This is a genomic window from Sphingomonas kyungheensis, from assembly GCF_037120395.1.
In the GTDB taxonomy this organism is placed as follows: Bacteria; Pseudomonadota; Alphaproteobacteria; order Sphingomonadales; family Sphingomonadaceae; genus Sphingomonas; species Sphingomonas kyungheensis.
The window spans coordinates 161,392-183,380 of the sequence record NZ_JBBBDM010000002.1 but is presented as its reverse complement, the minus strand read 5'-3'; the positions used below and the strand labels follow the sequence as shown (position 1 = coordinate 183,380).

29 protein-coding genes are annotated in these 21,989 nt (G+C 69.8%); 20 read left to right on the top strand and 9 right to left on the bottom strand.

Annotation, left to right across the window (positions count from 1 at the left end; genetic code table 11):
• Positions 1 to 17: 17 nt before the first annotated feature.
• Genes V8201_RS04855 through V8201_RS04845 form a run of 3 tightly spaced genes read left to right on the top strand, consistent with a single transcriptional unit; the run spans position 18 to position 1,575 of the window.
• Positions 18 to 671, top strand: a complete 654-nt coding sequence (locus V8201_RS04855) for an HAD-IA family hydrolase (RefSeq protein ID WP_336544623.1) — start codon at positions 18 to 20, stop codon at positions 669 to 671.
• Positions 668 to 886: a hypothetical protein gene (locus V8201_RS04850; protein WP_271300299.1), complete on the top strand. Its 219-nt coding sequence runs from the start codon at positions 668 to 670 to the stop codon at positions 884 to 886. Before V8201_RS04855 ends, V8201_RS04850 begins: the two co-directional genes overlap by 4 nt.
• On the top strand, positions 883 to 1,575 hold the full coding sequence (locus V8201_RS04845; protein ID WP_336544622.1) for an ATP12 family chaperone protein: 693 nt from the start codon (positions 883 to 885) through the stop codon (positions 1,573 to 1,575). The genes V8201_RS04850 and V8201_RS04845 overlap by 4 nt, the downstream gene beginning before the upstream one ends.
• Here the strand turns inward: V8201_RS04845 and gmk are convergent.
• The 5 genes from gmk to fumC form a co-directional block, all read right to left on the bottom strand.
• The gene (gene gmk, locus V8201_RS04840; RefSeq protein ID WP_271300297.1) at positions 1,559 to 2,215 is read right to left on the bottom strand and encodes a guanylate kinase; all 657 of its coding nucleotides are present in this window, start codon (positions 2,213 to 2,215) and stop codon (positions 1,559 to 1,561) included. The two genes, V8201_RS04845 and gmk, sit on opposite strands and share 17 nt — an antisense overlap.
• Positions 2,216 to 2,314: 99 nt before the next feature.
• Entirely contained in the window at positions 2,315 to 2,512 is a 198-nt protein-coding gene (locus V8201_RS04835) for a hypothetical protein (protein ID WP_037534453.1), read from the bottom strand.
• A complete protein-coding gene (locus V8201_RS04830) occupies positions 2,509 to 2,721 on the bottom strand; it encodes a hypothetical protein (RefSeq protein ID WP_336544621.1) in 213 nt (70 codons plus the stop codon). Before V8201_RS04830 ends, V8201_RS04835 begins: the two co-directional genes overlap by 4 nt.
• 112 nt (positions 2,722 to 2,833) lie before the next feature.
• A complete protein-coding gene (locus tag V8201_RS04825; protein ID WP_051583444.1) occupies positions 2,834 to 4,159 on the bottom strand; it encodes a methyl-accepting chemotaxis protein in 1,326 nt (441 codons plus the stop codon).
• A 357-nt stretch (positions 4,160 to 4,516) separates the two neighbouring features.
• Positions 4,517 to 5,905, bottom strand: coding sequence for a class II fumarate hydratase (fumC, locus tag V8201_RS04820; protein ID WP_336544620.1), 1,389 nt, complete (start codon positions 5,903 to 5,905; stop codon positions 4,517 to 4,519).
• Between the two features lie 64 nt (positions 5,906 to 5,969).
• On the opposite strand from fumC, the gene V8201_RS04815 reads away from it, so the two are divergent.
• Positions 5,970 to 6,545 (top strand): hypothetical protein, encoded by a 576-nt coding sequence (locus V8201_RS04815; protein ID WP_336544619.1) that lies wholly within the window; start codon positions 5,970 to 5,972, stop codon positions 6,543 to 6,545.
• Positions 6,546 to 6,564: 19 nt separating this feature from the next.
• Here V8201_RS04815 and V8201_RS04810 read toward each other — a convergent pair whose 3' ends face one another.
• Together V8201_RS04810 and V8201_RS04805 are read right to left on the bottom strand one after the other, a co-directional pair.
• Positions 6,565 to 6,978: a GNAT family N-acetyltransferase gene (locus V8201_RS04810; protein WP_235199734.1), complete on the bottom strand. Its 414-nt coding sequence runs from the start codon at positions 6,976 to 6,978 to the stop codon at positions 6,565 to 6,567.
• A 2-nt stretch (positions 6,979 to 6,980) separates the two neighbouring features.
• The gene (locus tag V8201_RS04805; protein WP_037534460.1) at positions 6,981 to 7,466 is read right to left on the bottom strand and encodes an SspB family protein; all 486 of its coding nucleotides are present in this window, start codon (positions 7,464 to 7,466) and stop codon (positions 6,981 to 6,983) included.
• A 75-nt stretch (positions 7,467 to 7,541) separates the two neighbouring features.
• On the opposite strand from V8201_RS04805, the gene hisB reads away from it, so the two are divergent.
• The 10 genes from hisB to V8201_RS04755 all read left to right on the top strand — a co-directional run bounded on the left by hisB (position 7,542) and on the right by V8201_RS04755 (position 13,535).
• Positions 7,542 to 8,129 (top strand): imidazoleglycerol-phosphate dehydratase HisB, encoded by a 588-nt coding sequence (gene hisB / locus V8201_RS04800; RefSeq protein ID WP_037534462.1) that lies wholly within the window; start codon positions 7,542 to 7,544, stop codon positions 8,127 to 8,129.
• Positions 8,126 to 8,443, top strand: a complete 318-nt coding sequence (locus V8201_RS04795; protein ID WP_336544618.1) for a YciI family protein — start codon at positions 8,126 to 8,128, stop codon at positions 8,441 to 8,443. The genes hisB and V8201_RS04795 overlap by 4 nt, the downstream gene beginning before the upstream one ends.
• The gene (hisH, locus tag V8201_RS04790; RefSeq protein WP_336544617.1) at positions 8,440 to 9,045 is read left to right on the top strand and encodes an imidazole glycerol phosphate synthase subunit HisH; all 606 of its coding nucleotides are present in this window, start codon (positions 8,440 to 8,442) and stop codon (positions 9,043 to 9,045) included. Before V8201_RS04795 ends, hisH begins: the two co-directional genes overlap by 4 nt.
• A complete protein-coding gene (gene hisA, locus V8201_RS04785) occupies positions 9,042 to 9,779 on the top strand; it encodes a 1-(5-phosphoribosyl)-5-[(5-phosphoribosylamino)methylideneamino]imidazole-4-carboxamide isomerase (RefSeq protein WP_037534733.1) in 738 nt (245 codons plus the stop codon). The genes hisH and hisA overlap by 4 nt, the downstream gene beginning before the upstream one ends.
• Complete coding sequence (locus tag V8201_RS04780) at positions 9,779 to 10,018, top strand: hypothetical protein (RefSeq protein WP_336544616.1); 240 nt, start codon at positions 9,779 to 9,781, stop codon at positions 10,016 to 10,018. The genes hisA and V8201_RS04780 overlap by 1 nt, the downstream gene beginning before the upstream one ends.
• Entirely contained in the window at positions 10,015 to 10,776 is a 762-nt protein-coding gene (gene hisF / locus V8201_RS04775) for an imidazole glycerol phosphate synthase subunit HisF (RefSeq protein ID WP_037534468.1), read from the top strand. The genes V8201_RS04780 and hisF overlap by 4 nt, the downstream gene beginning before the upstream one ends.
• Positions 10,777 to 10,898: 122 nt before the next feature.
• Positions 10,899 to 11,054: a hypothetical protein gene (locus tag V8201_RS04770; protein ID WP_200870405.1), complete on the top strand. Its 156-nt coding sequence runs from the start codon at positions 10,899 to 10,901 to the stop codon at positions 11,052 to 11,054.
• Between the two features lie 32 nt (positions 11,055 to 11,086).
• Positions 11,087 to 11,395: a phosphoribosyl-ATP diphosphatase gene (locus tag V8201_RS04765; protein ID WP_336544615.1), complete on the top strand. Its 309-nt coding sequence runs from the start codon at positions 11,087 to 11,089 to the stop codon at positions 11,393 to 11,395.
• A gap of 10 nt (positions 11,396 to 11,405) precedes the next feature.
• Positions 11,406 to 11,783, top strand: a complete 378-nt coding sequence (locus V8201_RS04760; RefSeq protein WP_037534472.1) for a histidine triad nucleotide-binding protein — start codon at positions 11,406 to 11,408, stop codon at positions 11,781 to 11,783.
• A gap of 159 nt (positions 11,784 to 11,942) precedes the next feature.
• A complete protein-coding gene (locus V8201_RS04755; RefSeq protein WP_336544614.1) occupies positions 11,943 to 13,535 on the top strand; it encodes an amino acid permease in 1,593 nt (530 codons plus the stop codon).
• A 376-nt stretch (positions 13,536 to 13,911) separates the two neighbouring features.
• On the opposite strand, the gene V8201_RS04750 is transcribed toward V8201_RS04755, so the two are convergent.
• Complete coding sequence (locus V8201_RS04750) at positions 13,912 to 14,910, bottom strand: adenosine kinase (protein WP_336544613.1); 999 nt, start codon at positions 14,908 to 14,910, stop codon at positions 13,912 to 13,914.
• A 102-nt stretch (positions 14,911 to 15,012) separates the two neighbouring features.
• On the opposite strand from V8201_RS04750, the gene V8201_RS04745 reads away from it, so the two are divergent.
• The 3 genes from V8201_RS04745 to V8201_RS04735 all read left to right on the top strand — a co-directional run bounded on the left by V8201_RS04745 (position 15,013) and on the right by V8201_RS04735 (position 17,611).
• Positions 15,013 to 15,699, top strand: a complete 687-nt coding sequence (locus tag V8201_RS04745; protein ID WP_336544908.1) for an EI24 domain-containing protein — start codon at positions 15,013 to 15,015, stop codon at positions 15,697 to 15,699.
• Positions 15,696 to 16,058 carry a hypothetical protein gene (locus tag V8201_RS04740; RefSeq protein WP_037534480.1) on the top strand — a complete coding sequence of 121 codons (363 nt, stop codon included), beginning with the start codon at positions 15,696 to 15,698 and terminating at the stop codon, positions 16,056 to 16,058. Before V8201_RS04745 ends, V8201_RS04740 begins: the two co-directional genes overlap by 4 nt.
• 476 nt (positions 16,059 to 16,534) lie before the next feature.
• Complete coding sequence (locus V8201_RS04735) at positions 16,535 to 17,611, top strand: PepSY-associated TM helix domain-containing protein (RefSeq protein ID WP_336544612.1); 1,077 nt, start codon at positions 16,535 to 16,537, stop codon at positions 17,609 to 17,611.
• Here V8201_RS04735 and queG read toward each other — a convergent pair.
• A complete protein-coding gene (gene queG, locus V8201_RS04730; RefSeq protein WP_271300288.1) occupies positions 17,608 to 18,660 on the bottom strand; it encodes a tRNA epoxyqueuosine(34) reductase QueG in 1,053 nt (350 codons plus the stop codon). The genes V8201_RS04735 and queG overlap by 4 nt on opposite strands.
• Before the next feature lie 66 nt (positions 18,661 to 18,726).
• On the opposite strand from queG, the gene V8201_RS04725 reads away from it, so the two are divergent.
• The 3 genes from V8201_RS04725 to V8201_RS04715 all read left to right on the top strand — a co-directional run bounded on the left by V8201_RS04725 (position 18,727) and on the right by V8201_RS04715 (position 21,987).
• Positions 18,727 to 19,647, top strand: a complete 921-nt coding sequence (locus tag V8201_RS04725; RefSeq protein WP_336544611.1) for an ABC transporter ATP-binding protein — start codon at positions 18,727 to 18,729, stop codon at positions 19,645 to 19,647.
• Positions 19,644 to 20,867: an ABC transporter permease gene (locus V8201_RS04720; RefSeq protein WP_336544610.1), complete on the top strand. Its 1,224-nt coding sequence runs from the start codon at positions 19,644 to 19,646 to the stop codon at positions 20,865 to 20,867. The genes V8201_RS04725 and V8201_RS04720 overlap by 4 nt, the downstream gene beginning before the upstream one ends.
• Positions 20,868 to 20,991: 124 nt before the next feature.
• Positions 20,992 to 21,987, top strand: a complete 996-nt coding sequence (locus tag V8201_RS04715) for an endonuclease/exonuclease/phosphatase family protein (protein WP_336544609.1) — start codon at positions 20,992 to 20,994, stop codon at positions 21,985 to 21,987.
• Positions 21,988 to 21,989: the final 2 nt, after the last annotated feature.

Here is a 21,989-nt window from a genome sequence, read left to right as displayed (position 1 = left end):
ACCGCTAGGGCAAGCCCATGACACATCTTGCCGTGTTCGATTGCGACGGGACGTTGGTCGACAGTCAGGCCAATATCTGTCTCGCGATGGAAACCGCCTTCGCCATCGCCAAACTGCCGCCGCCGCCGCGCGCCGAAATCCGCCAGATCGTCGGGCTGAGCCTGGTCGAGGCGGTGCGGGCGCTGGTGCCGCAGGCGGACGACGCCGACCACCGCCGGATCGCGGCGGATTACAAGGACGCCTTCTTCGAGCTGCGGACCAGCGGCCGGATGGCCGAAGAGCCGCTGTTCGAGGGGATTGTCGAGGTGCTCGATACGCTGCGCGCGCGCGGCTGGCGGCTCGGCGTCGCCACCGGCAAATCGGATCGCGGGCTCGCCCATATCCTCGCCCACCATGGCCTGTCCGACCATTTCGTGACGCTGCAGACGGCGGACCGGCACCCGTCCAAACCCGATCCGGCGATGCTGCTCGCCGCCATCGCCGAGGCGGGGGCGGCACCCGACGATTGCGCGATGATCGGCGACACCAGCTTCGACATGGCGATGGCCAAGGCGGCGGGCGCCCGCGCGGTCGGCGTCGCCTGGGGCTATCACGACGTCCACGATCTGGTCCGCGGCGGTGCGCAGGTCGTCGCGTCGCGGACGCAGGCGCTGCTGGAGATCCTCGCATGAGCCGCGACGATACACAGGCACGCAACCGCTGGCTGGCGATCGTCGGCAGCCGGATCGCCGGCAGCCTCGGCGCGGTGTTCGGGCTGGTGCTGGCGGTGCGCGCGCACGACTGGCCCAGCAAGCTGCTCGGCGTCGCGATCACGCTGTCGGCGCTGGCGGTGATCGCGATCGTGCCGGCGAGCCTGGCGCAGCGCTGGCGGACGCCGCGCTCGTGAAGCGATTCTGGAAGGAGGTCGGCGTCGATGCCGATCGCGTCGTCACGCTCGACGGGCGGCCGGTGCGCACGCCGGGGCGGACGCCGCTTGCCCTGCCGGCGCCGGCGCTCGCCGCGTTGGTCGCCGACGAATGGCGTGCGGTCGGCGAGACGATCGATCCGCGCGCGATGCCGCTGACCGGGCTCGCCAATGCGGCGATCGACCGGATCGCCCCCGCCCCCGCCGCCTTCGCCGCGGGCCTCGCCGCTTATGCCGACAGCGACCTGCTCTATTATCGCGCCGAATCGCCCGAGGCGCTGGTCGCGCGGCAGCGGGCGGCGTGGGATCCGTGGCTCGACTGGGCGCGCGCCCGCTATGACGTGCATTTCGAGACGGTGAGCGGCGTCATGCCGCGGGCGCAGCCAGCGGCGACGCTGGCGCGGCTCGGCGAGGCGGTCGCGGCGGGCGATCCGTTCACGCTCGCCGGCCTGTCGCCGGTGGTGACGATCACCGGATCGCTGGTGCTCGCGCTCGCGCTGCTCGACCGGGCCGGCGATGCCGACACCCTGTGGGCGGCGGCGCAGGTCGACCAGACGTTCCAGGCCGAACAATGGGGCGAGGATGCGCTCGCCGCGCAGGCGCTCGCCAACGCCCGCCGCGATTATGACGCGGCGGTGGCGTTCCTGAACGCGCTCAGGACGTGCGGGTGAGCTTGCGGATGAAGCCGATCAGCCCGGTCTGACGCGAGCGCTTGAGCCGCTCGGCGGCGAGGATCGTCTTCACCCCCTGGAAGCATTGCTCGACGTCGTCGTTGACCAGCACATAGTCGTAGCCGTCCCAGTGGCTGACCTCGTTCGCCGCGCGCGCCATCCGCGCCTCGATCACCGCGCTGCTGTCGGTGGCGCGGTTGGTCAGCCGTGCACGCAACTCTTCCATCGACGGCGGGAAGATGAAGACGCGGACGACGTCGCCACCGGCGATCTGGAACAGCTGCTGCGCGCCCTGCCAGTCGATGTCGAACAAGACGTCCTTGCCGGCGGCGAGCATCGCCTCGACCTGCGCGCGCGGCGTACCGTAGCGATGGTCGAAGACATGCGCCCATTCGAGGAACTCGTCCGCCGCGACCATGCGGCGGAATTCCTCGAGATCGACGAAATGATAGTCCTTGCCGTCGACCTCACCGGGCCGCATCGCCCGCGTCGTCGCCGAGACCGACATCGCCAGTTCGGGTTCGTCGGCGAGCAATTTGCGCGCGATGGTGGATTTGCCAGCGCCGGACGGCGAGGACAGCACGAACAACACGCCGCGACGGCGGAAGTGGTGCGGATCGGCGGGGTGTGACGACGGCATGCGCGCTAGTGGCGTCTGCCGGGGGCAGGCGTCAAGCGCGCGACCGTTGAAAAGTCACGGAAGGTCACGGCTCCCGCGCGGCGGCGGGAGCCGGAGGGGTCAGGCGCCGCGCGATTGACGGCGGCGATCATAGGCCTTCTTGGCGACGTAGCCGCCGCCGATCAGCATGCCGAGCGGACCCATGCGGCGCATCGCGCCCATGGTCAGCGCGCCGATCGCCGCGCCCTTCAGCCCGCCGCCGCCCTCGCGACGATCCATCTCGCGTCCGACGAGCGCACCGATAATCCTGCCGATCATTCTACCTCTCCGAAAATCCGGTCTTTGAGTTCCGCCGCGCCGCGCAACACCGCCCAGCCGACCGCATAGGTGACGATGAGCGGTGCGACGACCTTGAGGACGTTGGCGGTCACCGCACCGATGATCGCGCCATCGGCGACGCCGTCGTCATCGCCGGACAGCGAATCGATCGCCGCGCCGATCAGCGCGCCGGTGGTGGTGGTACTCACGTTCGTCCCCTCTTGACGTTGCGGAAAAGCAAGCGCGCGAGTCGAAGGGAAGTTCCTCGTTTCGGGTCCGGTCCGGTACGAATAGGCCATCACGCCGCCGATACGCCCCGCCCTACCCGCTCCGGCGGGTCAGCGCGGCGCGGCGCGGCGCTATCGGCGTCAGCACCCGCCCGCCGCCGGCCGGGGCGGGTTCGAGCCGGAAGCGCGCGATCTGCTGCCCCAGTTCGGCGGCGCGACCGGCCAGGCCGGAGGAGGACGCCTTGGTCTCCTGCGCCATTGCGGCATTTTCCTGCGTCATCACGCTCAGTTCGTTGATCGCCGTGTTGATCTGGCCGAGCCCCTCCGCCTGACTGCGTCCGCTGTCGGCGACCCGCGCGACGAGCGCACGCGCGTCCTCCACGCGCTCGCGGATATGGCGGAGCGCCGCATCGGTCTCGCCGACCAGCCGCACGCCGGTGGCGATCTCGCCGCCGACCGCGCCGACCCGCGCCTTGACCTCGCGCGCGGCTTCGGCGGACCGCTGCGCGAGCGCGCGCACCTCCTGCGCCACCACCGCGAAGCCGCGGCCGGCATCGCCCGCCCGCGCCGCCTCGACACCCGCGTTGAGCGCGAGCAAATTGGTCTGGAAGGCGATGCCGTCGATCAGCGCGATGATGTCACCGATTTCGGTGCCGCTCCGCTCGATGCCATGCATCGCCGCGATCGCGCGCTGCGCCACGTCGCCGCTCGCCGCGGCGGCCGCACTCGCCTCGGCCGCGAGCTGATCGGCGCGGATGCCGTCCGTCGCCGCCGCCGCGACATCGCGCGTCAGCACCTCGAGCGCGGCGGCGCTTTCCTCCAGCGCGGCGGCCTGGCGTTCGGTGCGCTCGGCAAGCGCCTCGGCATCGCGGCGGATCGCATGCGTGTCGGCATCGATCGCATCGGCACGCTCGCCGACCCCGGCGATGATCGCGCGCAGATCGACGAGCACCTTGTTATAGGCGGCGCGCACCGGCTCGTACCGCTCATCGAGCCTGGTCGCGATCGGCTGGGTGAGATCGCCCCCGGCCAGCCGGCTCAGCCCGCCGGTGATCGCCGTGATGAGCGCGTCGATCTCGCTGATGTCCATGCAGGTCGCGATGATCGCGGGGCGCCCGTCATTCTCCGCGAGGAAGACCGACACCAATGCGGGGAACTGGCTGCCGTCCTTGCGCAACCCGCGGAACGGCATCCGCGCGACGCCGGTACGCTCCACCTCCTGCAACAGAGCGGCGGTCGCGGCGCGCGAGGATACGCCATTGTCCTGCAATTCGGGGGACGTCAGTCCCAGCGGCTGGCCGATGAAGTCGTCGCGGGTGCGGCCGAACAGCCGCAGCGCCGCAGGATTGCAGTCGATATACCGCCCGTCCTGCACCATGTAGATCGCCTCCGGCGAGGCATTGAAGTAAAATTCGGCCATCGATGGACGCTTCCGCCCGACAATCCAGTTTCGCACCGCTTATCCGCCTCCCCCATCGCTCTGATTAACTAATGTAGAGCAAATTTCGGCGGCATCGCGGCCGTCCGCATAGGGAATTGGCGGCTTTCGCCGCTAGTGGCCGCCGCCCGACGACAGTATCTGGTTAATCCGAATGGCTTCGCCCGAACGCGGAAGCAGAATTATTTTCACCGCCGATACGGAGGCGATCTCCGTATCGCGGCGACCGGAATTGCTGTCGCCGATCCCGTCCCGACCCGGACGGGATCGCGCCGCGAACGTGGTTCAGCCGGCAAAAGCCTCCGGATCAGCGCGTCACCGGCTGCCGCATCGCGACATCTATCGCCCGATCATCGTCTCCGGCCGCACCAGCCGGTCGAAGGTCGCTTCGTCGACCAGCCCGAGCGCCAGACCCGCCTGGCGCAGCGTCGTGCCGGTCTGATGCGCGTGTTTGGCGATCTTGGCGGCATTGTCATAGCCGACCTCGGGCGCCAGCGCCGTCACCAGCATCAGCGATTGCTCGACCAGTTGCGCGATACGGTCGCGATTGGCGCGGAGGCCGGCGACGGTGCGGTCGGCGAAGCTCTGCATGCCGGTGCTGAGCAGCGCGATCGACCGGAGCACGTTCGCCCCGATCAGCGGCTTGAAGACGTTGAGCTCCATATGGCCCTGCAATCCGCCGACGGTGACCGCGGCATTGTTGCCCATCACCTGCGCGGCGACCATCGTCAGCATCTCGGCCTGCGTCGGATTGACCTTGCCGGGCATGATCGAGCTGCCGGGCTCGTTGGCGGGCAGGTCGAGCTCGCCGAGGCCCGAGCGCGGGCCGGAGCCGAGCAGGCGGATGTCGTTGGCGATCTTGGTCAGCGCGACGGCGAGGACGTTGAGCGTGCCGTGGAGGTCGACCAGCCCGTCGTTCGACGCCAGCGCCTCGAACTTGTTGGGCGCGGTGACGAACGGCAGGCCGGTCAGCGCGGCGATCTCCGCCGCGACATCCTCGGCGAAGCCTTGCGGCGCGTTCAGCCCGGTGCCGACCGCGGTGCCGCCCTGCGCGAGCGGCAGGATGGCGCGTTCGACCGTGCTCTCGATCCGCGCCCGAGCATTGGCGAGCTGCTGGACATAGCCTGAAAATTCCTGGCCGAGCGTCAGCGGCGTCGCATCCTGCAGATGCGTGCGGCCGATCTTGACGAGATCGTCCCACTCCGCCGCCTTGGCGGCGAGCGCGTCGTGCAGGCTCTGCAAGGCGGGATAGAGCTGTCGCGTCACGGCCAGCGCGGCGGCGACGTGAAGCGCGGTCGGGAAACTGTCATTGGACGACTGGCCGCGGTTGACGTCGTCATTGGGGTGGATGGGGGTCTTGCCACCGCGCGTGCCGGTCAGCCGCTCGTTGGCGCGGCCGGCGATCACCTCGTTGACGTTCATGTTCGACTGGGTGCCGCTGCCGGTCTGCCAGATGACCAGCGGGAATTGATCGTCGAGCGTCCCGGCGACGATCTCCGCCGCCGCGGCCTCGATCGCCTCGGCCTTGTCGGCGGCGAGGCCATGGCGGCGATTGACCCGCGCCGCGGCCTGTTTGACGATCGCCAGCGCATGGACGATCTCGACCGGCATCCGCTCGCGCGGACCGAAGGGGAAATTCTCGAGGCTGCGTTCGGTCTGCGCGCCCCAATAGGCGTCGGCGGGAACCTCGATCGGGCCGACCGAGTCGGTTTCGGTGCGCATGGTCATGCGACGCAATATCACCGTCGGGGTGGGTTGATTCAAGGGCAGCGGTCGCGCAGTCTCGGCGCTGATGATTTGGATCGCCCTGCTGGTCGCGCAGCCGACCGCCGCCGCGCCCTGCGCTTATGATCGCGATCGGCTGCTCGCGCTCGATCTGGACGCTTTCGATCAGGATATGACCGGCGGTTGGCGCAAGTTGGAGGAGGATGGGTGCGAGGCGGACGCGGCCGACCTCATCCACGACTGGCGCGTCGCGCATCATGCCCGCGAAACCATCCTGTACTGGCACGAGGGGCAGTTGCGCGCCGATCTAGGCCAGACCGCTGCGGCGATCGCGTTGTTCCGCCGGGCCTATAAGACTGCCGAGCAGGATCATGGCTTCGGCTGGAATCTCTATGTCGACGGCACGATCGCCTTCCTGCGCCGCGACCGCCCGGCGTTTGACATGGCGAAGGCCAAGCTCGCCGCGCTGCCGCGCCCGACCGGCGTTACCTTCAACGGTCCTGACGGCAAGCCGCACCCTGTCTCCTGGCCGTTGAATATGAACGTCTTCGAGGGTCTCGCGCGGTGTTGGGACAAGCCGTACAAGGCGGCCTATGCGTGCGCGAAGCCGTTGTTTCGAGTGACGAAACCCGATCCGGCATAGCATCGCCGCCTAGCCACGGTCAGCCGATCCGCTTCGACAGGAAGAATCGCGCTTCGTCCGGTGGATAGTCGTCGATCTGACCGAAGCAGCGATAGCCGAGCTTTTCGTAGAAGCCGCGCGCCTGGAAGCTGAAGGTATCGAGCCACAGGCCGACGCAATCGAGACGCCGCGCCTCCGCCTCCGCCGCGGCCATCAGCTGCCGGCCGAGCCCCTGCCCCCGCATCGTGCTCGGAACGACGAGATATTGCACGAACAGCCAGCGATAGCTCGCCATGCCCCACAGACCGCCGACGATAGCGCCGGCTTCGTCGCGCAGCACGATCGCAACCGGGTGACGCTCGGTCGGCCCGACCGCCGCATCGTTGAAGGCGACGAGTGGCGCGAGGATCGCCTCGCGCTCCCGATCCCCGGGCGCGGCGACGATCTCGATCACGCTTATTTCTTCCGCTTGAAGTCCACGCTGACCACGTTGGATCCGTCCGGCGCGGGTGTCGCGGTCGGGCCGTCGTTCTCCGCCTCGTCATGCGGCTCGGGGCCGTCGCTCGGGTCCTCGGTCGCCTGGAAGCGCAGTTCGAAATTGACCGCGGGGTCGTGGAAGCCGGTGATCGCCGAATAGGGGATGACCAGCTTGGACGGCACCTGGTTGAAGCTCAGCCCGACGGAGAATTTGCGCTCGTCGACCAGCAGGTCCCAATAGCGGTTCTGCAGCACGATCGTCATTTCGTCGGGGAAGCGTTCGATCAGCCGCTGCGGGATGTCGACGCCCGGCGCCTGCGTCTTGAAGGTGATGTAGAAGTGATGCTCGCCGGGCAGGCCGCCCGATTCGGCGACGGAGCCGAGCACCCGTCCGACGACGGCACGCAGCGCCTCCTGGACGATCTCGTCATACGGGATAAGGCTATCGGGCAGGCCATCGGTCATGCCCCTTGGGTAGCGTATCGCCCGGACGGGTCAAGATTGTGTGTGACGCCGCACGCTCCTATGGGACGAGCCGACATGCGCAGCGCCACGATCAACCGCTCCACCGCCGAAACGCGGATCGACGTCACCGTCAATCTCGACGGCACCGGCGTCTATTCGATCAACACCGGCATCGGCTTCCTCGATCATATGGTCGAACAGCTCAGCCGCCACGGGCTGATCGACATCGACCTCAAGGTCGACGGCGACCTGCATATCGACGGGCATCACACCGTCGAGGATTCGGCGCTGGCGCTCGGCCAGGCGGTGGCGCAGGCGCTCGGCGACAAGCGCGGCATCCGCCGTTATGGCGACGCGCTGTCGCCGATGGACGAGACGCTGACCCGCGTCGCGCTCGACATTTCTGGGCGGCCGTGGCTGGTGTGGAAGACCGCCTTCACCGTGTCGCGGCTCGGCGAGCTCGACACCGAGCTGATCGAACACTGGTTCCACAGTTTCGCCCAGACCGCCGGCATCACGCTCCACGTCGAGACGCTGTACGGCAGCAACAACCACCATATCGTCGAGGCGGCGTTCAAGGGCCTCGCCCGCGCGCTGCGCGCCGCGGTCGAGATCGATCCGCGCAAGGCGGATGCGATCCCCTCGACCAAGGGCGTGCTGTGAGCGAGCCCTTCGCCCGGCCGGGCGCCCATATGTGCATCGTCTCGCTGACCTATGGCGGCGACCTCGATGCGATCGACGCGGCGATGAGCGATCATGTCGACTGGCTCGCCGACGGCTATGCCAACGGCCGGTTCGTCGCCTCGGGCCGCAAGCAGCCGCGCAGCGGCGGGATCATCATCGTCGTCGGCAGCAAGAGCGTGACCGAGGAGCTGATCGCCACCGATCCCTTCGTCGCGCGCGGGCTGGCGACGGCGGAGATCATCCCCTTCACCGCGAGCATGGCGGCGCTGCCGCTCGGCGACCTGCTGTCATGACGATCGCGCTGATCGACTATGGCGCGGGCAACCTCCATTCGGTGGAGAATGCCCTGCGTGCGGCGGGCGCCACCGACCTTACCGTCACCGCCGATGCCGAGGTGGTGGCGAAAGCCGACCGCATCGTCCTGCCCGGCGTCGGCGCGTTCGGCGCCTGCGCGCGTGCGCTGCGCGACGTGCCGGGGATGATCGAGGCGATGGAACAGCGCGTCCGCCGCGAGGGCGCGCCATTCCTCGGCGTCTGCGTCGGCATGCAGCTGATGGCGGACTCGGGCGAGGAGATGGGGGTCCATCAAGGGCTCGGCTGGGTGCGCGGTCGGGTGCGGCGGATCGAGCCGGGCACGATGGACGCCAAGGTGCCGCATATGGGCTGGAACGACGTCGTCCCGCTCGGCGATCATCCGCTGGTGCCGGCGGGCGAGGCCTATTTCCTGCACAGCTATATGTTCGAGGGCGAGGACGTGATCGCGACCAGCGACCATGCGGGCCCGGTCACCGCCGCGATCGCGCGCGACACGATGCTGGGCGTCCAGTTCCATCCCGAAAAGAGCCAGCGCTACGGCCTGGCGATGCTCGCCAAATTCCTGGAGTGGCGGCCGTGAGCCTGATCGTCTTTCCCGCCATCGACCTCAAGAACGGCCAGGTCGTCCGCCTCGCCGAGGGCGATATGGACCGCGCCACCGTCTATGGCGACGATCCCGCCGCACAGGCGATGCTGTTCGCCGAGGCGGGGGCGCAGCATCTCCACGTCGTCGACCTCGACGGCGCCTTTGCGGGGGAATCGGTCAATGGCGAGGCGGTGCGCGGCATCGTCGCGCGCTTTCCCGGCCATGTGCAGCTCGGCGGCGGCATCCGCAACCGCGCCAGCGTCGAACGCTGGTTCGACCTCGGCGTGTCGCGCGTCGTCATCGGCACCGCGGCACTCGACGATCCCGAATTCGTCCGCGGCGCGGCGCGCGACTTTCCCGGCGGCGTCGTCGTCGCGGTCGATGCGCGCGACGGCATGGTCGCGACCAAGGGCTGGGCGGACGTGTCGACGACCAGCGTCGTCGATCTCGCGCGGCGGTTCGAGGATGCCGGGGTGGCGGCGCTGCTGTTCACCGACGTCGGTCGCGACGGATTGCTCAAGGGCGCGAATATCGAGGCGACGGTCGACCTCGCCCGCTCGGTCGACATTCCGGTGATCGCCAGCGGCGGCGTCGCGGGAATCGCCGACATCCACGTCCTCGCGCTGCACGCGCGCGACGGCGTGGAGGGCGTCATCACCGGTCGCGCGCTGTACGACGGCCGGCTCGACCTCGCCGCCGCGCTCAGCGTCGCGCAGGCGGCGGAATGATGAACCCGGGTCTCGCCGGTCTGTTCGCCGGGGGCATGGCCGGCGCCTATGTACCGACGCTGCGCGACCAGATCCGCGACGGCCGGATCGAGATGCCGCTCGGCGGGATCAACCCGATCGGCGTGCGGCGCGACGAGCATCCGCTCGCCTTCCTGCTCTGTAGCGTCGCGATGGTCGGATGTGTCGCGATCCTGTTGATCGTCTCGGCGATCCTCGTCGTGCGGGCATTGCTGTCATGACCGTCCGCGCCCGCGTGATCCCATGCCTCGACGTCGCCGACGGGCGCGTCGTCAAGGGCGTCAATTTCGTCGCGCTGCGCGACGCCGGCGATCCGGTCGAACAGGCGCGCGCCTATGATGCCGCCGGGGCGGACGAGCTCTGCTTCCTCGACATCACCGCCAGCCATGAGGATCGCGGCACGATCCTCGACGTGGTTAGGCGGACCGCGTCGGTCTGCTTCATGCCGCTGACCGTCGGCGGCGGCGTCCGCTCCGCCGAGGACGCGCGCGCGCTGCTGCTCGCGGGGGCGGACAAGGTCGCGGTCAATTCGGCGGCAGTGGCACGGCCCGAGGTGGTCGCCGACATCGCCGAGCGTTTCGGCAGCCAATGCTGCGTCGCCTCGGTCGACGCGCGCCGCGTCGGCGAACGCTGGGAGGTGTTCACCCATGGCGGCCGTCGCCCGACCGGGATCGATGCGATCGCCCATGCCGAACGGCTCGCCGCGCTCGGCGCGGGCGAGTTGCTCGTCACCTCGATGGACCGCGACGGCACGCGCAGCGGCTACGACCTCGCTCTCGTCCGCGCGATCGCCGACCGGGTGAGCGTGCCGGTGGTGGCGAGCGGCGGCGTCGGTGGCCTCGACGATCTCGTCGCCGGGGTGCGCGACGGCCATGCGAGCGCCGTCCTCGCCGCCTCGATCTTCCATTTCGGTGAGGCGAGCATCGCCGACGCGCACGCCGCCCTCGCCGCGGCGGGGATACCGGTGCGCCGCCACTGAGTGCATTGCCCCTGCCCTCACCCCGCGGCGCTGCGCGCCTTACCCTCTCCCGCCGGGAGAGGGGACGAGACGGCATAGCCGGCGAGGGGTGAGGACAGCAAAGACGTGCTACGGAACCGCCTATGATCGCGCTTCTCTCCGTCGCGGGCGGCCACTCCGGCGTCGTCCATCGTCGCACCGGCCCCGAATGGTCCGACCTTGCGCTGTTTGTCGTCGCGGCGCTCGGCCTGTGGCTGGTGCGGCGCGCGTTGCGGCGGCGGTTCACAGGTAAGGATTGACCGGCACCCGCCTCTCGCGCCAAGCGGGGGCGATGGACCCGCTCGACCGCCTGGACGCCACGATCCGCGCCCGCCGCGACGCCGCCGACCCCGGCCGCTCCTATGTCGCCAGCCTGTTCGCCAAGGGGCGACCCAAGATCGCGCAGAAGGTCGGCGAGGAAGCGACCGAGACGGTGATCGCCGCGCTCGCCGCGCCGGAAACGCTCGCCGCCGAGGCGGCCGACCTTGTCTTCCACCTGCTCGTGCTGCTCGCCGACGCCGGACTGGGGCTGGAGGACGTGCGCGCCGAACTGGCCCGGCGCGAGGGCGTATCGGGCCATGACGAGAAAGCCTCGCGCTAGGAGGACCGACATGCCGATCGACGCCACGCAGCCCTATGACGACCAGAACGTCTTCGCCCGCATCCTGCGTGGCGAGATCCCGTCGCGACGCGTCTACGAAGACGATTATGCCGTCGCCTTCCACGATATCGCGCCGGTCGCGCCGGTGCATATCCTCGTCGTCCCGCGCGGCGCCTATGTCTCGTGGGACGATTTCAGCGCGCGCGGCTCGGCCGAGGAGATCGCCGGCTTCGTCCGCGCGATCGGCCATGTCGCACGCGAGCACGAGCTGGTCGCACCGGGCTATCGCCTGCTCGCCAATATCGGCGGCGATGCCGGGCAGGAGGTGCCGCACCTCCACGTCCACCTGTTCGGCGGGCGTCCGCTGGGGCCGATGCTGGCGGGCTGAAAACACCCGTCTCGGCGATGGCACCGGCGCCGCGCGCTGCGGTGAGCCGGGCCGCTTACCCAGATAAGGGATTGCCTCTGCCCCATTAGGGGTTAGCATCGTTCGCTTCACCATGCGGCGGCAGTCAACGACCGTCCGCATCTGGGGGGATAGAGCTTCATGATTTTCGGGCGCGTCAAACCTCTCGACGCCATTCTCGCCACCGCCGAAAAACGCGGGCTGCACCGCTCGCTCGGCGCGTTCCAGTTGACCATGCTGGGGATCGGCGCCGTCATCGGCACCGGCATCTTCGTCCTCACCTCCGAAGCCGCGCAAAAGGCGGGGCCGGGCATGCTGCTGTCGTTCGTCGTCGCCGGCTTCGTCTGCGCGGTCGCGGCGCTCTGCTATTCCGAACTCGCCTCGATGGTGCCGGTATCGGGATCGGCCTATACCTACACCTATGCGGTGACGGGCGAGATCCTCGCCTGGATGGTCGGCTGGGCCTTGATCCTCGAATATGCGGTCGGCGCGAGCGCGGTCGCGGTCGGCTGGTCGAACCATGCGGTCGGATTGCTGCGCGGATTGGGCGTCGCCTTCCCCGCGGCGATCAGCAACGCCGATGCGCTGATGGCGCATATGCAGATCGCGTTCGGCGCGACGCCCAATGCCGATCTGCAGACCGCCATGTCGGTCGGCGGCTGGATCAACGTGCCGGCGGTGATCGTCGTCGCCTTCGTCACCTGGCTGCTCATCATCGGCACCACCGAGAGCGCGCGCGTCAATGCGGTGCTGGTGCTGATCAAGATCGCGGCGCTTACCGCCTTCGTCGTCCTGACCGTGCCGGTCGCCAATGCGACCAATTTCGATCCCTTCCTGCCGACCGGCGGCGTCGGGGTGCTTGGCGCCGCGGCGTCGATCTTCTTCGCCTATGTCGGCTTCGACGCGGTGTCGACCGCGGCGGAGGAGACCAAGAACCCGCAGCGCAACGTGCCGATCGGCCTGATCGGCAGCCTGGTGATCTGCACCATCTTCTACCTGCTCGTCGCGAGCGGCGCGATCGGCGCGATCGGCGCGCAGCCGGTGATGAGCGCCGGTCAGGTGCTCGCACCCGGATCGGCCGAACTCGCCGGCCGCTGTGCGAGCATCGTCGCGGGCGGCGCCGTCGAGCCGCTGGTCTGTTCGAAGGAGGCGCTGGTCCATGTGCTCGACACGATCGGCTGGCCGGCGATCGGGCGGCTGGTCGGCCTCGCCGCGGTGCTGGCGCTGCCGTCGGTGGTGCTGATGATGATGTTCGGCCAGACCCGCATCTTCTTTACCATGGCGCGCGACGGGCTGCTGCCCGAGCGGCTCGCCGCGGTGCATCCGAAGTTCCACACGCCGCACGTCGTCACCGTCGTCACCGGCGTCGCCGCGGCGATCGCGGCGGCGGTGCTGCCGGTCGGCAAGCTCGCCGATTATTCCAACGCGGGGACGCTGTTCGCCTTCCTGATGGTGGCGGTGTCGGTGATGGTGCTGCGCAAGACCGATCCGGGCCGCAAGCGGCCGTTCCGCACGCCGGGGGTCTATATCGTCGCGCCGCTGGCGATCATCGGCTGCGTCGGCCTCTATCTGTCGCTGCCGCTGACCGCCAAGCTGGTGCTGCCGATCTGGGGGCTGCTCGGGCTGTTGATCTATTTCGGCTACAGCCGCAGCCGCTCCTACGTCGGGCGCGGCATCTTCGACACGGTCGACGATCCGGCGATGCAGCCGGAAGTCGCCAAGCCGCTGGACTGACCGTCCGGACGATCGACATGAGAAAGGCCGGGGGAGCGATCCTCCGGCCTTTTTCGTGGCGGGAGGGGCGCCGATCGATGACGCGATGAGCCCTGCTCTTTTCCGCGCCTTCGCGTGAAGATGATCGCGCGAAGACGCGAAGACGCGAAGAGGATGTGAGCGGGGCCAAGCCCCTGCCCCGTTACCGTTCGAGGGAATCGCTGCGTTGAGACGGACGCGCCATCTTCGCGCCTTCGCGTCTTCGCGTGATATTTGCGCAGCCGCGCGGCGGACGCGGGGTAGCGTCCGGCAGCTACATTCTATCGCCGAAGCGCTGTCTCTGCGTCCCCTGCGCCTCCGCGCGCAAAAGCGTGCGCGGCGGCGCAGAGGACAAGGATCAGCCGAGCTTGCTCGCGGCGAGCGCCTTCATGTCGACGTTGGGGCGGGCGCCGAAGTGGCTGATGATCTCCGCCGCGCAGATCGCGCCGAGCTTGAGCGACGCTTCCAGCCCCTTGCCCTGCGCCTGACCGTGGAGGAAGCCCGCCGCGAACAGGTCGCCGGCCCCCGTCGTGTCGACGACGCGCGCGATCGGCTCGGCGGCGACGTCGGCGCGCTGGCCGTGCTGCATCGCGCTCGCCCCTGCCGCGCCGCGGGTGACGACCAGGGTCGGCACCTGCGCGGCGAGCTTGGCGACCGCCGCATCGAAATCCTCGACCTCGGCGAGCGCGGTCAGCTCGCCCTCATTGGCGAACAGGATGTCGATGAGGCCATCGGCGATCAGTTGCCGGAAATCGCCGCCGTGGCGGCCGATGCAGAAGACGTCGGACAGCGTGAAGGCGACCTTGCGGCCGGCCTTGCGCGCCGCCTCGATCGCCGCGCGCATCGCCGCGCGCGGCTCCTCGGGATCCCACAGATAACCTTCGAGGTAGAGGATCGCCGCATCCTCGATCATCGCCAGATCGAGCGCCTGCTCGGGCAGATATTGCGACGCACCGAGATAGGTGTTCATCGTCCGCTGGCCGTCGGGCGTAACGAAGATCAGGCAGCGCGCGGTGGTCGGCTGGCCGGGACGGACCGGCGTGGCGAAATCGACGCCGGCGGCGCGGATGTCGTGCGCGAACACCTCGCCGAGCTGATCGTCGGCGACCTGCCCGATGAAGGCGGTGCGGCCGCCGAGCGCGGCGATGCCGGCGACGGTGTTCGCCGCCGAACCGCCCGACACCTCGCGTCCCGGACCCATTTTGGCATAGAGCGCGTCGGCATCCTCGGGCGAGAACATCAGCTGCATCGATCCCTTGGCGACGCCGATCGATTCGATGAAGGCGTCGTCCGCCTGCGAAAGGATATCGACGATCGCATTGCCGATCGCGACCACGTCATATTTGGGCTGGGACAAGGATAAGGCTCCGAAAGCGAAACGCCGTCCCTAGAGGGCGCACGGCGGGCGCGCAACGTGGCGGCGGTTGACGCGGGCGCCGGTGCGCGTCACGCCGGGACGATGCTGCGCGCGCTCGCCCTGTCCGTCGCCCAATTGACCGATGGCGCGGTGCTGCGCGTGCTGGTCAAGTCGCTGCTGGTGACGCTCGCGGTCTTCGCGGCGCTGGGCGCCGGCCTGTATGTCGGATTGCGGGCGTTGCTCGTCGGCGGGCTCGGCAGCGGCTATGGCGATGGCCTTGCCGGCGCGGCGGCGGTGGTGCTGATGGTGCTCGGCGCATGGCTGCTGTTCCGGGTGATCGCGGTCGCGGTGCTCGGCCTGTTCGGTGACGAGGTGGTCGCGGCGGTCGAGGCGCGCCACTATCCCGCCGCCCACGCCGCGGCGCGGACGGTCGGCCCGGCGCGCTCTGTGCGGCTGGCGCTCGGCTCGGCGGCGCGGGCGGTGGCAGTCAACCTGCTGATGCTGCCCGTCTATATCGCGCTGCTGTTCACCGGGATCGGACCGGCGATCGGCTTCTTCCTGGTCAATGCGGTGCTGCTCGGCCGCGACCTCGGCGAGATGGTGGCGAGCCGGCATATGGACGATGCGACGATGCGGGGCTGGCGCGCGGCGACGCGGGGGCAGCGCTTCCTCCTCGGGCTTGTCGGCACCGGGCTGTTCGTGGTTCCGCTGGTCAACCTCGTCGCGCCGATCCTCGGCGCCGCGATGGCGACGCACCTGTTCCATGCGTCGAAGGGGATGAAGGCGTGAAGACGGTTGCGGTATTGGGATTGGCCCTGCTGGCAGGAGCGTGCGCCGCACCGGGGGTCGCGCCGCCGACCGCGAGCAAACCGGTCATCCCCTATACCAGCGCCGGGCTGGAGCGGGTGATCGGCCAGAACGAGGCGGGGCTGGTCACGCTGTTCGGCAAGCCCGACGCCGACATCCGCGAAGGCGCCGCGCGCAAGCTGCAGTTCGCCGGGCCGATCTGCGTGCTCGACGCCTATCTCTACCCCGACGGATCGCAGCCGCCGCGCGTCACCTATCTCGACGCGCGCGAACCCGACGGCAGCAGCATCGATCGCGCGAGCTGCGTCGCGGCGCTGACCCGGCGCGACGGCGGGAAGTAGCAGGCGGTTCGCTGGTGGGGCGCGGGGGAGCGAGGTGATGTCGCTTGCCTGAGCGATGACCGTTCCCGCAACACCGTGACGAGCCCGAGCGGGCGGGAGCCTATTGGCATCGTTAATGGGTTCGAGACACCTGCCCCAAATCACCCACCACCCCGGCGGAGGTCGGGGTCCAGTCGGGGACCGTGGTGCGTCATTACAGACCTTCCCCGACTGGACCCCGGCCTTTGCCTTCGCCGGGGTGGGGAAAGTGGTGGGCTCGTGACGTCCGCAGACGTTTCGATTCGTTCCGGGACCCATGTTGGCCCCGTTTAGGAGCGGCCGCGACGGCGACCGATGACTGTCGGGCACGTCCCGCCTGACGGGCCTACCCGGCAAGTACCTCACATCACGGTGAAACCTTCATCGCTATTGCGAACCACTTGCGATACTATCCCACGCCGTTTAAGTCCCGCGTTTCACCATCGGGGGACATCGCAATGCGGCTGCTGTCGCTGCTGCATCGCTGGATCGGCGGGATCGCCGGGCTGCTGCTCGCCCTGCTCGGCCTCAGCGGGGCGCTGCTGGTCTGGCGTGATCGACTGACCTTCGTGCCGCATGCCGGTGATGCGCCGCACCACGATCCGGCGGCGCTGGCACGGATCGTCGACACGCTGGCACAGGGCGACCGTGCGATCGACCGGATCAGCTTCGCGAGCGACGCGATCGGCGTTCACCAGATCGCCTTTGCCGATGGCGGCGGCGCCTATCTCAGCCAGAGCGGTGAGACCGTCGTGCGCTGGTCGTCGCTGTGGCAGCGCCCCGAATTGTGGCTGTTCGACCTGCACCACCGGCTGCTGCTCGGCGAGACGGGCGAGACGATCAACGGCATCGCCGCGCTGATCGGCCTAGGCTTCGTCATCAGCGGCGTCATCCTGTGGTGGCGGATGCGCGCGCGCTTCCGGCCGCGGCTGTGGCCGGCGAAGATGACCGCGGGGGCGATCGTCCACCAGCATCGCGATCTCGGCGTGCTGACCGCGCCGCTGCTCGCTGTGTCGCTGCTCACCGGCGCGATGATGGCGCTGCCCGCGGTCGGCGACCTGCTGGTCGGGCGCGACGCCAAGCCGGCATTGCCCGACGTGCCGCCGGCGCCGGCGGGCGCGCGGCCGGCCTATGCCCTGGTCTTCGCCGAGGCAGCGGCCCGCTTCCCGGAAGCCGAGCCGCGGCGGCTGCAATGGCCGCGCAAGCCCGGCAAGCCGATCGCGCTGCGGTTGCGGCAGCCGTTCGAATGGACGCCGAACGGGCGCACCTTCCTCTATTTCGATCCCGCGACGCTGGCGGTGGCGGGGGTGGTCGATCCGGCGCAGGCGGCCGGCAGCGGCTGGTGGCGCGAGAAGCTCTATCCGATCCATGCCGCCAAGGTCGGCGGGATCGTCTGGAAACTGGCGATGACCACATCCGGACTGGCGCTGGCGATGCTCGGCAGCCTTGCCGTCTACGGCTTCTGGCGGACGCGCTGGCAGGCGCGGCAGCGGCGGGCGCGGCCGGCGCGCCGCGTCCTGCGGTCAGCCGGCTAGCCGGCTAGCCGCGCCATCGCCCAGGCGGCGGCCTCCGCGACGACCGGGTCGGCGTCGTCGCGCAGCCGGGCGAGCGCCGGGAGCAGCTCTGCCGCGCCGCTGTTGCCCGCGGCGATCGCGGCGTTGCGCACCATGCGGTTGCGGCCGATCCGCTTGATCGGCGATCCGGCGAAGACCTGCCGGAAGCCGGCATCGTCGAGATCGAGCAGGTCGGCGAGCGCGGGCGCGGTCAGCTCGGCGCGCGGCTGGAAGGCGAGGTTCGCCGCCGCTGCCGCCGCGAACTTGTTCCACGGGCAGACCGCAAGGCAATCGTCGCAGCCATAGATGCGATTGCCGATCGCGGCACGGAACTGGTCCGGGATCGGCCCGGCATGTTCGATCGTCAGATAGGAGATGCAGCGCCGCGCATCGAGCCGATAGGGTGCCGGGAAGGCATCGGTCGGACAGGCGCGCTGGCAGGCGTCGCACGAGCCGCAACTGTCGCGGCCCGCGGCATCGGGCGCGAGGTCGAGCGTCGTGTAGATCGCGCCGAGGAACAGCCAGCTGCCATGCGCGCGGCTGACCAGATTGGTGTGCTTGCCCTGCCAGCCGAGCCCCGCCGCCTCGGCGAGCGGCTTTTCCATCACCGGGGCAGTGTCGACGAACACCTTGAGGTCGCAGCCCGCCTCCTGCGCCAGCCAGCGGCCGAGCGCCTTCAGCGCCTTCTTGACGACATCGTGATAGTCGCCGCCCTGCGCATAGACGGAGATGCGCGCGCGCTCCCCCTCCCCGGCCAGCCGCAGCGGATCGGCGGCGGGCGCGTAGCTCATGCCGAGCGCGACGATGCTGCGCACCGCCGGCCATAGTCCGGCAGGCGAGCCGCGGTGATGCGCGCGCTCCTCCATCCAGATCATGTCGCCGTGCCGCCCCTCGTCGAGCCACTGGCGCAGCCGCGCGGCGGTGTGCGGCGCGGCGTCGGCGCGCGCGATGCCGCAGGCGACGAAGCCCAGCTCCGCCGCCTTGGCCTTGATCCTGCTGGCGATATCGGCTTGCGGCTTGTCTTGCGGCACGTTCGCCCGCTACCACAGGCAGCGCCGCGATACACGCCTCGTGACGCGGCGAACGGGGGACGGGGTTTGGCGGACGATTGGGCGGTGCTCGCCGAACAGCTGGTGAAACGCTTCGGTGACCGGCGGGTGGTCGACGGGATCGATCTCGCGGTGCCGCGCGGCGCGATCTACGGCGTGCTCGGCCCCAATGGCGCGGGCAAGACGACGACGTTGCGCACCTTGCTCGGCATCGTCGAACCCGATGGCGGCCGGCGCGTCGTGCTCGGCCACGAGGCGCCGCGCGAGGCGAGCGACCGGATCGGCTATCTGCCCGAGGAACGCGGCCTCTATCCGTCGATGAAGGCGCGCGACGCGATCGCCTTCATGGGCGCGCTGCGCGGCCTCGACCGCCGCACCGGCCGCACCCGCGCCGCCGAGATGATGGAGGCGGCGGGCCTCGGCCATGCCGTCGACGAGAAGATCAAGAAACTGTCCAAGGGCATGGCGCAGCTGGTGCAGCTGCTCGGCTCGGTCGTGCACCGCCCCGACCTGCTCGTGCTCGACGAGCCCTTCTCGGGGCTCGACCCGGTCAATCAGGAAAAGCTCGAGGCGCTGATCCTCGCCGAGCGCGACCGCGGCGCGACGGTGCTGTTCTCGACGCATATCATGGCGCATGCCGAGCGCGTCTGCGACCGGCTGGCGATCATCGCCGGCGGCAAACGCCGGTTCGAGGGCACGGTGGACGAGGCGCGCGGTACGCTGCCGAGCCGTGTCCGCTATCTGCCGACGCGGCCCGATCCCGCGATCGCCGCGCTGCTGCCGCACGATACCGTGCCCGACGGTCCGGGCTGGCGATTCGAACTGCCGCCCGAGGGAATCGAGCGGACGCTGGTGACGCTGATCGAGCGCGGCCACGGCATCGCCGGCCTGTCGATCGAGCGGCCGGGCCTGCACGATGCCTTCGTGCGCATCGTCGGCCGCGCCGCGGCCGAGGGAGAGGTGGCATGAGCGCGGTCCGGACCTTCCGTCAGGCGCTGACGATCGCGCGGCGCGATTTCGTCGCGACGGTGTTCACCCCCGTCTTCCTGCTGTTCCTGTTCGCGCCCGTGCTGCTCGGCTCCTTCTCGGCGATCGGCGGGATGGGCGCGGCGAGCGTCGCCGACAGCCGTGCCGACAAGACGCGGATCATCGCGATCGTCGGTGATCGGGCCGCGGGCGCGATGGCGGCGGCGGACAAGCGGCTGCGCACCGCCTTCCGCCGCGACGACGAGGCGCCGCCGGTGCTGGTCACCGAACGGCCCGGCCGCGATCCCGCCGCACAGGCGCGCGCCGCCTTCGCCAGCGATCAGTTCGAGGCGAGCGCCGTCCTCTACGGCCCGCTCGACCGGCCGCAGATCTCCTATGGCGCGCGCGGCGGCCGCGCCGCCGATTACCTCGCGCTGCTCGCCGCGGAGACGGTCGCGGCGGAACGCGGCGGCACGACGCCGACGGTCACCGCGGTCAAGACGGCGAGCGAACGGCCGCGCAGCTCGGCGGCCAATCGCCGCCAGTCCGCGTCGTTCGCGGTGTTCGGCGTCTTCTTGCTCAACCTGTTCCTCGCCAGCCAGGTGGTCGGCACGATGGCGGAGGAGCGCAACAACAAGGTGATCGAGGTGCTCGCCGCCGCGGTGCCGCTGGAGAGCGTCTTCCTCGGCAAGCTGCTCGGCATGTTCGGCGTCGCCATCCTGTTCGTCGGCTTCTGGGGGACGATCATCGCGCGGCTCGGCGCGCTGCTGCCGCCCGACGTGGCTTCGGCGCTGGCGATCCAGGCGGCGGTCGGCATGCCGGCGTTCGTCGCACTGTTCGTGCTCTATTTCACCATGGCCTATCTGCTGCTCGGTTCCGCCTTCCTCGTCGTCGGCGCGCAGGCGTCGACCCCGCGCGAGATCCAGATGCTCGCGCTGCCGATCTCGATCGTGCAGATGGGGATGCTCGCGCTGGCGCTCGCCGGCACCGCGCGGCCGGACAGCTGGATCGCGACGGTCGCGCAGCTCTTCCCGCTGTCGTCGCCGTTCGCGATGGCGGGCCAGGCGGCGACCTCGCCGTCGCTGTGGCCGCATGTCGCGGCGATCGCGTGGCAATTGCTGTGGGTGACGATCTTCATCACGCTCGGCGCGCGGCTGTTCCGTCGCGGCGTGCTGCAATCGGGCAGCGCGCGGCCGTTCTGGAAGCGCGCCCGCTCCGGCTGAGCGCCGCCAACCTGCCGCGACGGCACGATTCTCATGTCAGATGACACCTATGTCATCGCTCGTACGTCACCGCGTCACACGCCTGAGCCTAATGACGGTTCCAACGTGATGGGGGGTTCGTATCATGCGGATGCCGGGTGTGCTGCTGTTGGCGTCGGTGCTGTTCGTCACCGGTCTTGCCGAGCCGAAATCGGTGATGGCGGTGGAGCCGTCGGTCGTCCACGCCGTGCCCACGGCCGGCCCGGTGACGGTGCTCTCCTATAATGTCGAAGGTCTGCCCTGGCCGCTGACGCATGGCCGCACCGCCGCCGCTGCGACGATCGCCGCCGAATTGCGCGCGATGCACGACCGCGGCGACGGGCCGCAGGTGGTCGCGGTGCAGGAGGCGTTCGGCGCGGCGCAAAAGGCGATCGGCAGCGCCGCCGGCTATCGCTACGTCGCTTATGGCCCGAGCGCCGCGGACGATCGCGCCGCGCCGGCGACCGCGGACCAGCGCGCCTTCGTCGCCGACGCGAGCCTGTGGCATGGCGAGACCGAAGGCGCGCGCGAGGATAGCGGCCTCGCCGTCTTTTCCGATTATCCGATCCTGTGGGTCAAGCGCGTCGCCTTCCCGGCTTATGCCTGTGCCGGTTTCGACTGCCTCGCCAACAAGGGGATGCTCGCGGTCGCGTTGCGCGTGCCGGGGCAGAGCGCGCCGCTGGTCGTCGTCGACACCCACCTCAACTCGCGTGCCGCCTCCGGGGTCAAGGACGCGCGCAGCTTCTATGCCTATCAGCGGCAGGCCGATGCGCTGCGCAGCTTCATCGCCGGCGTCGGCGAGGGCGGCGCGTCGGTGATGCTCGCCGGCGACTTCAACGTCGGCAACGATCCGCAGCGGCAGGCCTATCTCGGCGCGGCGCTCGGCGGCGACGGCATGACGATCGCCGCGTCGGAGACGGCGTGCGGCGCGACCTGCCGCGCGATCGCGCCGACGCCGACGCTGGCGCATGCCAAGACCCTGGTCGCCTATCGCGGCACGCTGACCACGGCGGGCGCGACGCGCAGCTTCGGCACGCTGCCCGACGGCGACCGGCTGTCCGACCATATCGGCGTGATCCGCCAGTTCGCCTTCAACCTGTGACG

Excerpts from the sequence above, each read along its gene's own strand:
- V8201_RS04715 (WP_336544609.1), top strand. The coding sequence starts at position 20,992 with ATGCGGATGCCGGGTGTGCTGCTGTTGGCGTCGGTGCTGTTCGTCACC.
- V8201_RS04735 (WP_336544612.1), top strand. The coding sequence starts at position 16,535 with ATGCGGCTGCTGTCGCTGCTGCATCGCTGGATCGGCGGGATCGCCGGG.
- V8201_RS04815 (WP_336544619.1), top strand. The coding sequence starts at position 5,970 with ATGATTTGGATCGCCCTGCTGGTCGCGCAGCCGACCGCCGCCGCGCCC.
- V8201_RS04835 (WP_037534453.1), bottom strand. The coding sequence starts at position 2,512 with ATGATCGGCAGGATTATCGGTGCGCTCGTCGGACGCGAGATGGATCGT.
- V8201_RS04825 (WP_051583444.1), bottom strand. The coding sequence starts at position 4,159 with ATGGCCGAATTTTACTTCAATGCCTCGCCGGAGGCGATCTACATGGTG.
- V8201_RS04745 (WP_336544908.1), top strand. The coding sequence starts at position 15,013 with ATGCTGCGCGCGCTCGCCCTGTCCGTCGCCCAATTGACCGATGGCGCG.
- V8201_RS04765 (WP_336544615.1), top strand. The coding sequence starts at position 11,087 with ATGGACCCGCTCGACCGCCTGGACGCCACGATCCGCGCCCGCCGCGAC.
- V8201_RS04720 (WP_336544610.1), top strand. The coding sequence starts at position 19,644 with ATGAGCGCGGTCCGGACCTTCCGTCAGGCGCTGACGATCGCGCGGCGC.
- hisF (WP_037534468.1), top strand. The coding sequence starts at position 10,015 with ATGACCGTCCGCGCCCGCGTGATCCCATGCCTCGACGTCGCCGACGGG.
- V8201_RS04805 (WP_037534460.1), bottom strand. The coding sequence starts at position 7,466 with ATGACCGATGGCCTGCCCGATAGCCTTATCCCGTATGACGAGATCGTC.
- V8201_RS04855 (WP_336544623.1), top strand. The coding sequence starts at position 18 with ATGACACATCTTGCCGTGTTCGATTGCGACGGGACGTTGGTCGACAGT.
- V8201_RS04850 (WP_271300299.1), top strand. The coding sequence starts at position 668 with ATGAGCCGCGACGATACACAGGCACGCAACCGCTGGCTGGCGATCGTC.
- V8201_RS04760 (WP_037534472.1), top strand. The coding sequence starts at position 11,406 with ATGCCGATCGACGCCACGCAGCCCTATGACGACCAGAACGTCTTCGCC.
- V8201_RS04770 (WP_200870405.1), top strand. The coding sequence starts at position 10,899 with ATGATCGCGCTTCTCTCCGTCGCGGGCGGCCACTCCGGCGTCGTCCAT.
- hisH (WP_336544617.1), top strand. The coding sequence starts at position 8,440 with ATGACGATCGCGCTGATCGACTATGGCGCGGGCAACCTCCATTCGGTG.
- fumC (WP_336544620.1), bottom strand. The coding sequence starts at position 5,905 with ATGACCATGCGCACCGAAACCGACTCGGTCGGCCCGATCGAGGTTCCC.
- gmk (WP_271300297.1), bottom strand. The coding sequence starts at position 2,215 with ATGCCGTCGTCACACCCCGCCGATCCGCACCACTTCCGCCGTCGCGGC.
- V8201_RS04755 (WP_336544614.1), top strand. The coding sequence starts at position 11,943 with ATGATTTTCGGGCGCGTCAAACCTCTCGACGCCATTCTCGCCACCGCC.
- hisB (WP_037534462.1), top strand. The coding sequence starts at position 7,542 with ATGCGCAGCGCCACGATCAACCGCTCCACCGCCGAAACGCGGATCGAC.
- V8201_RS04780 (WP_336544616.1), top strand. The coding sequence starts at position 9,779 with ATGAACCCGGGTCTCGCCGGTCTGTTCGCCGGGGGCATGGCCGGCGCC.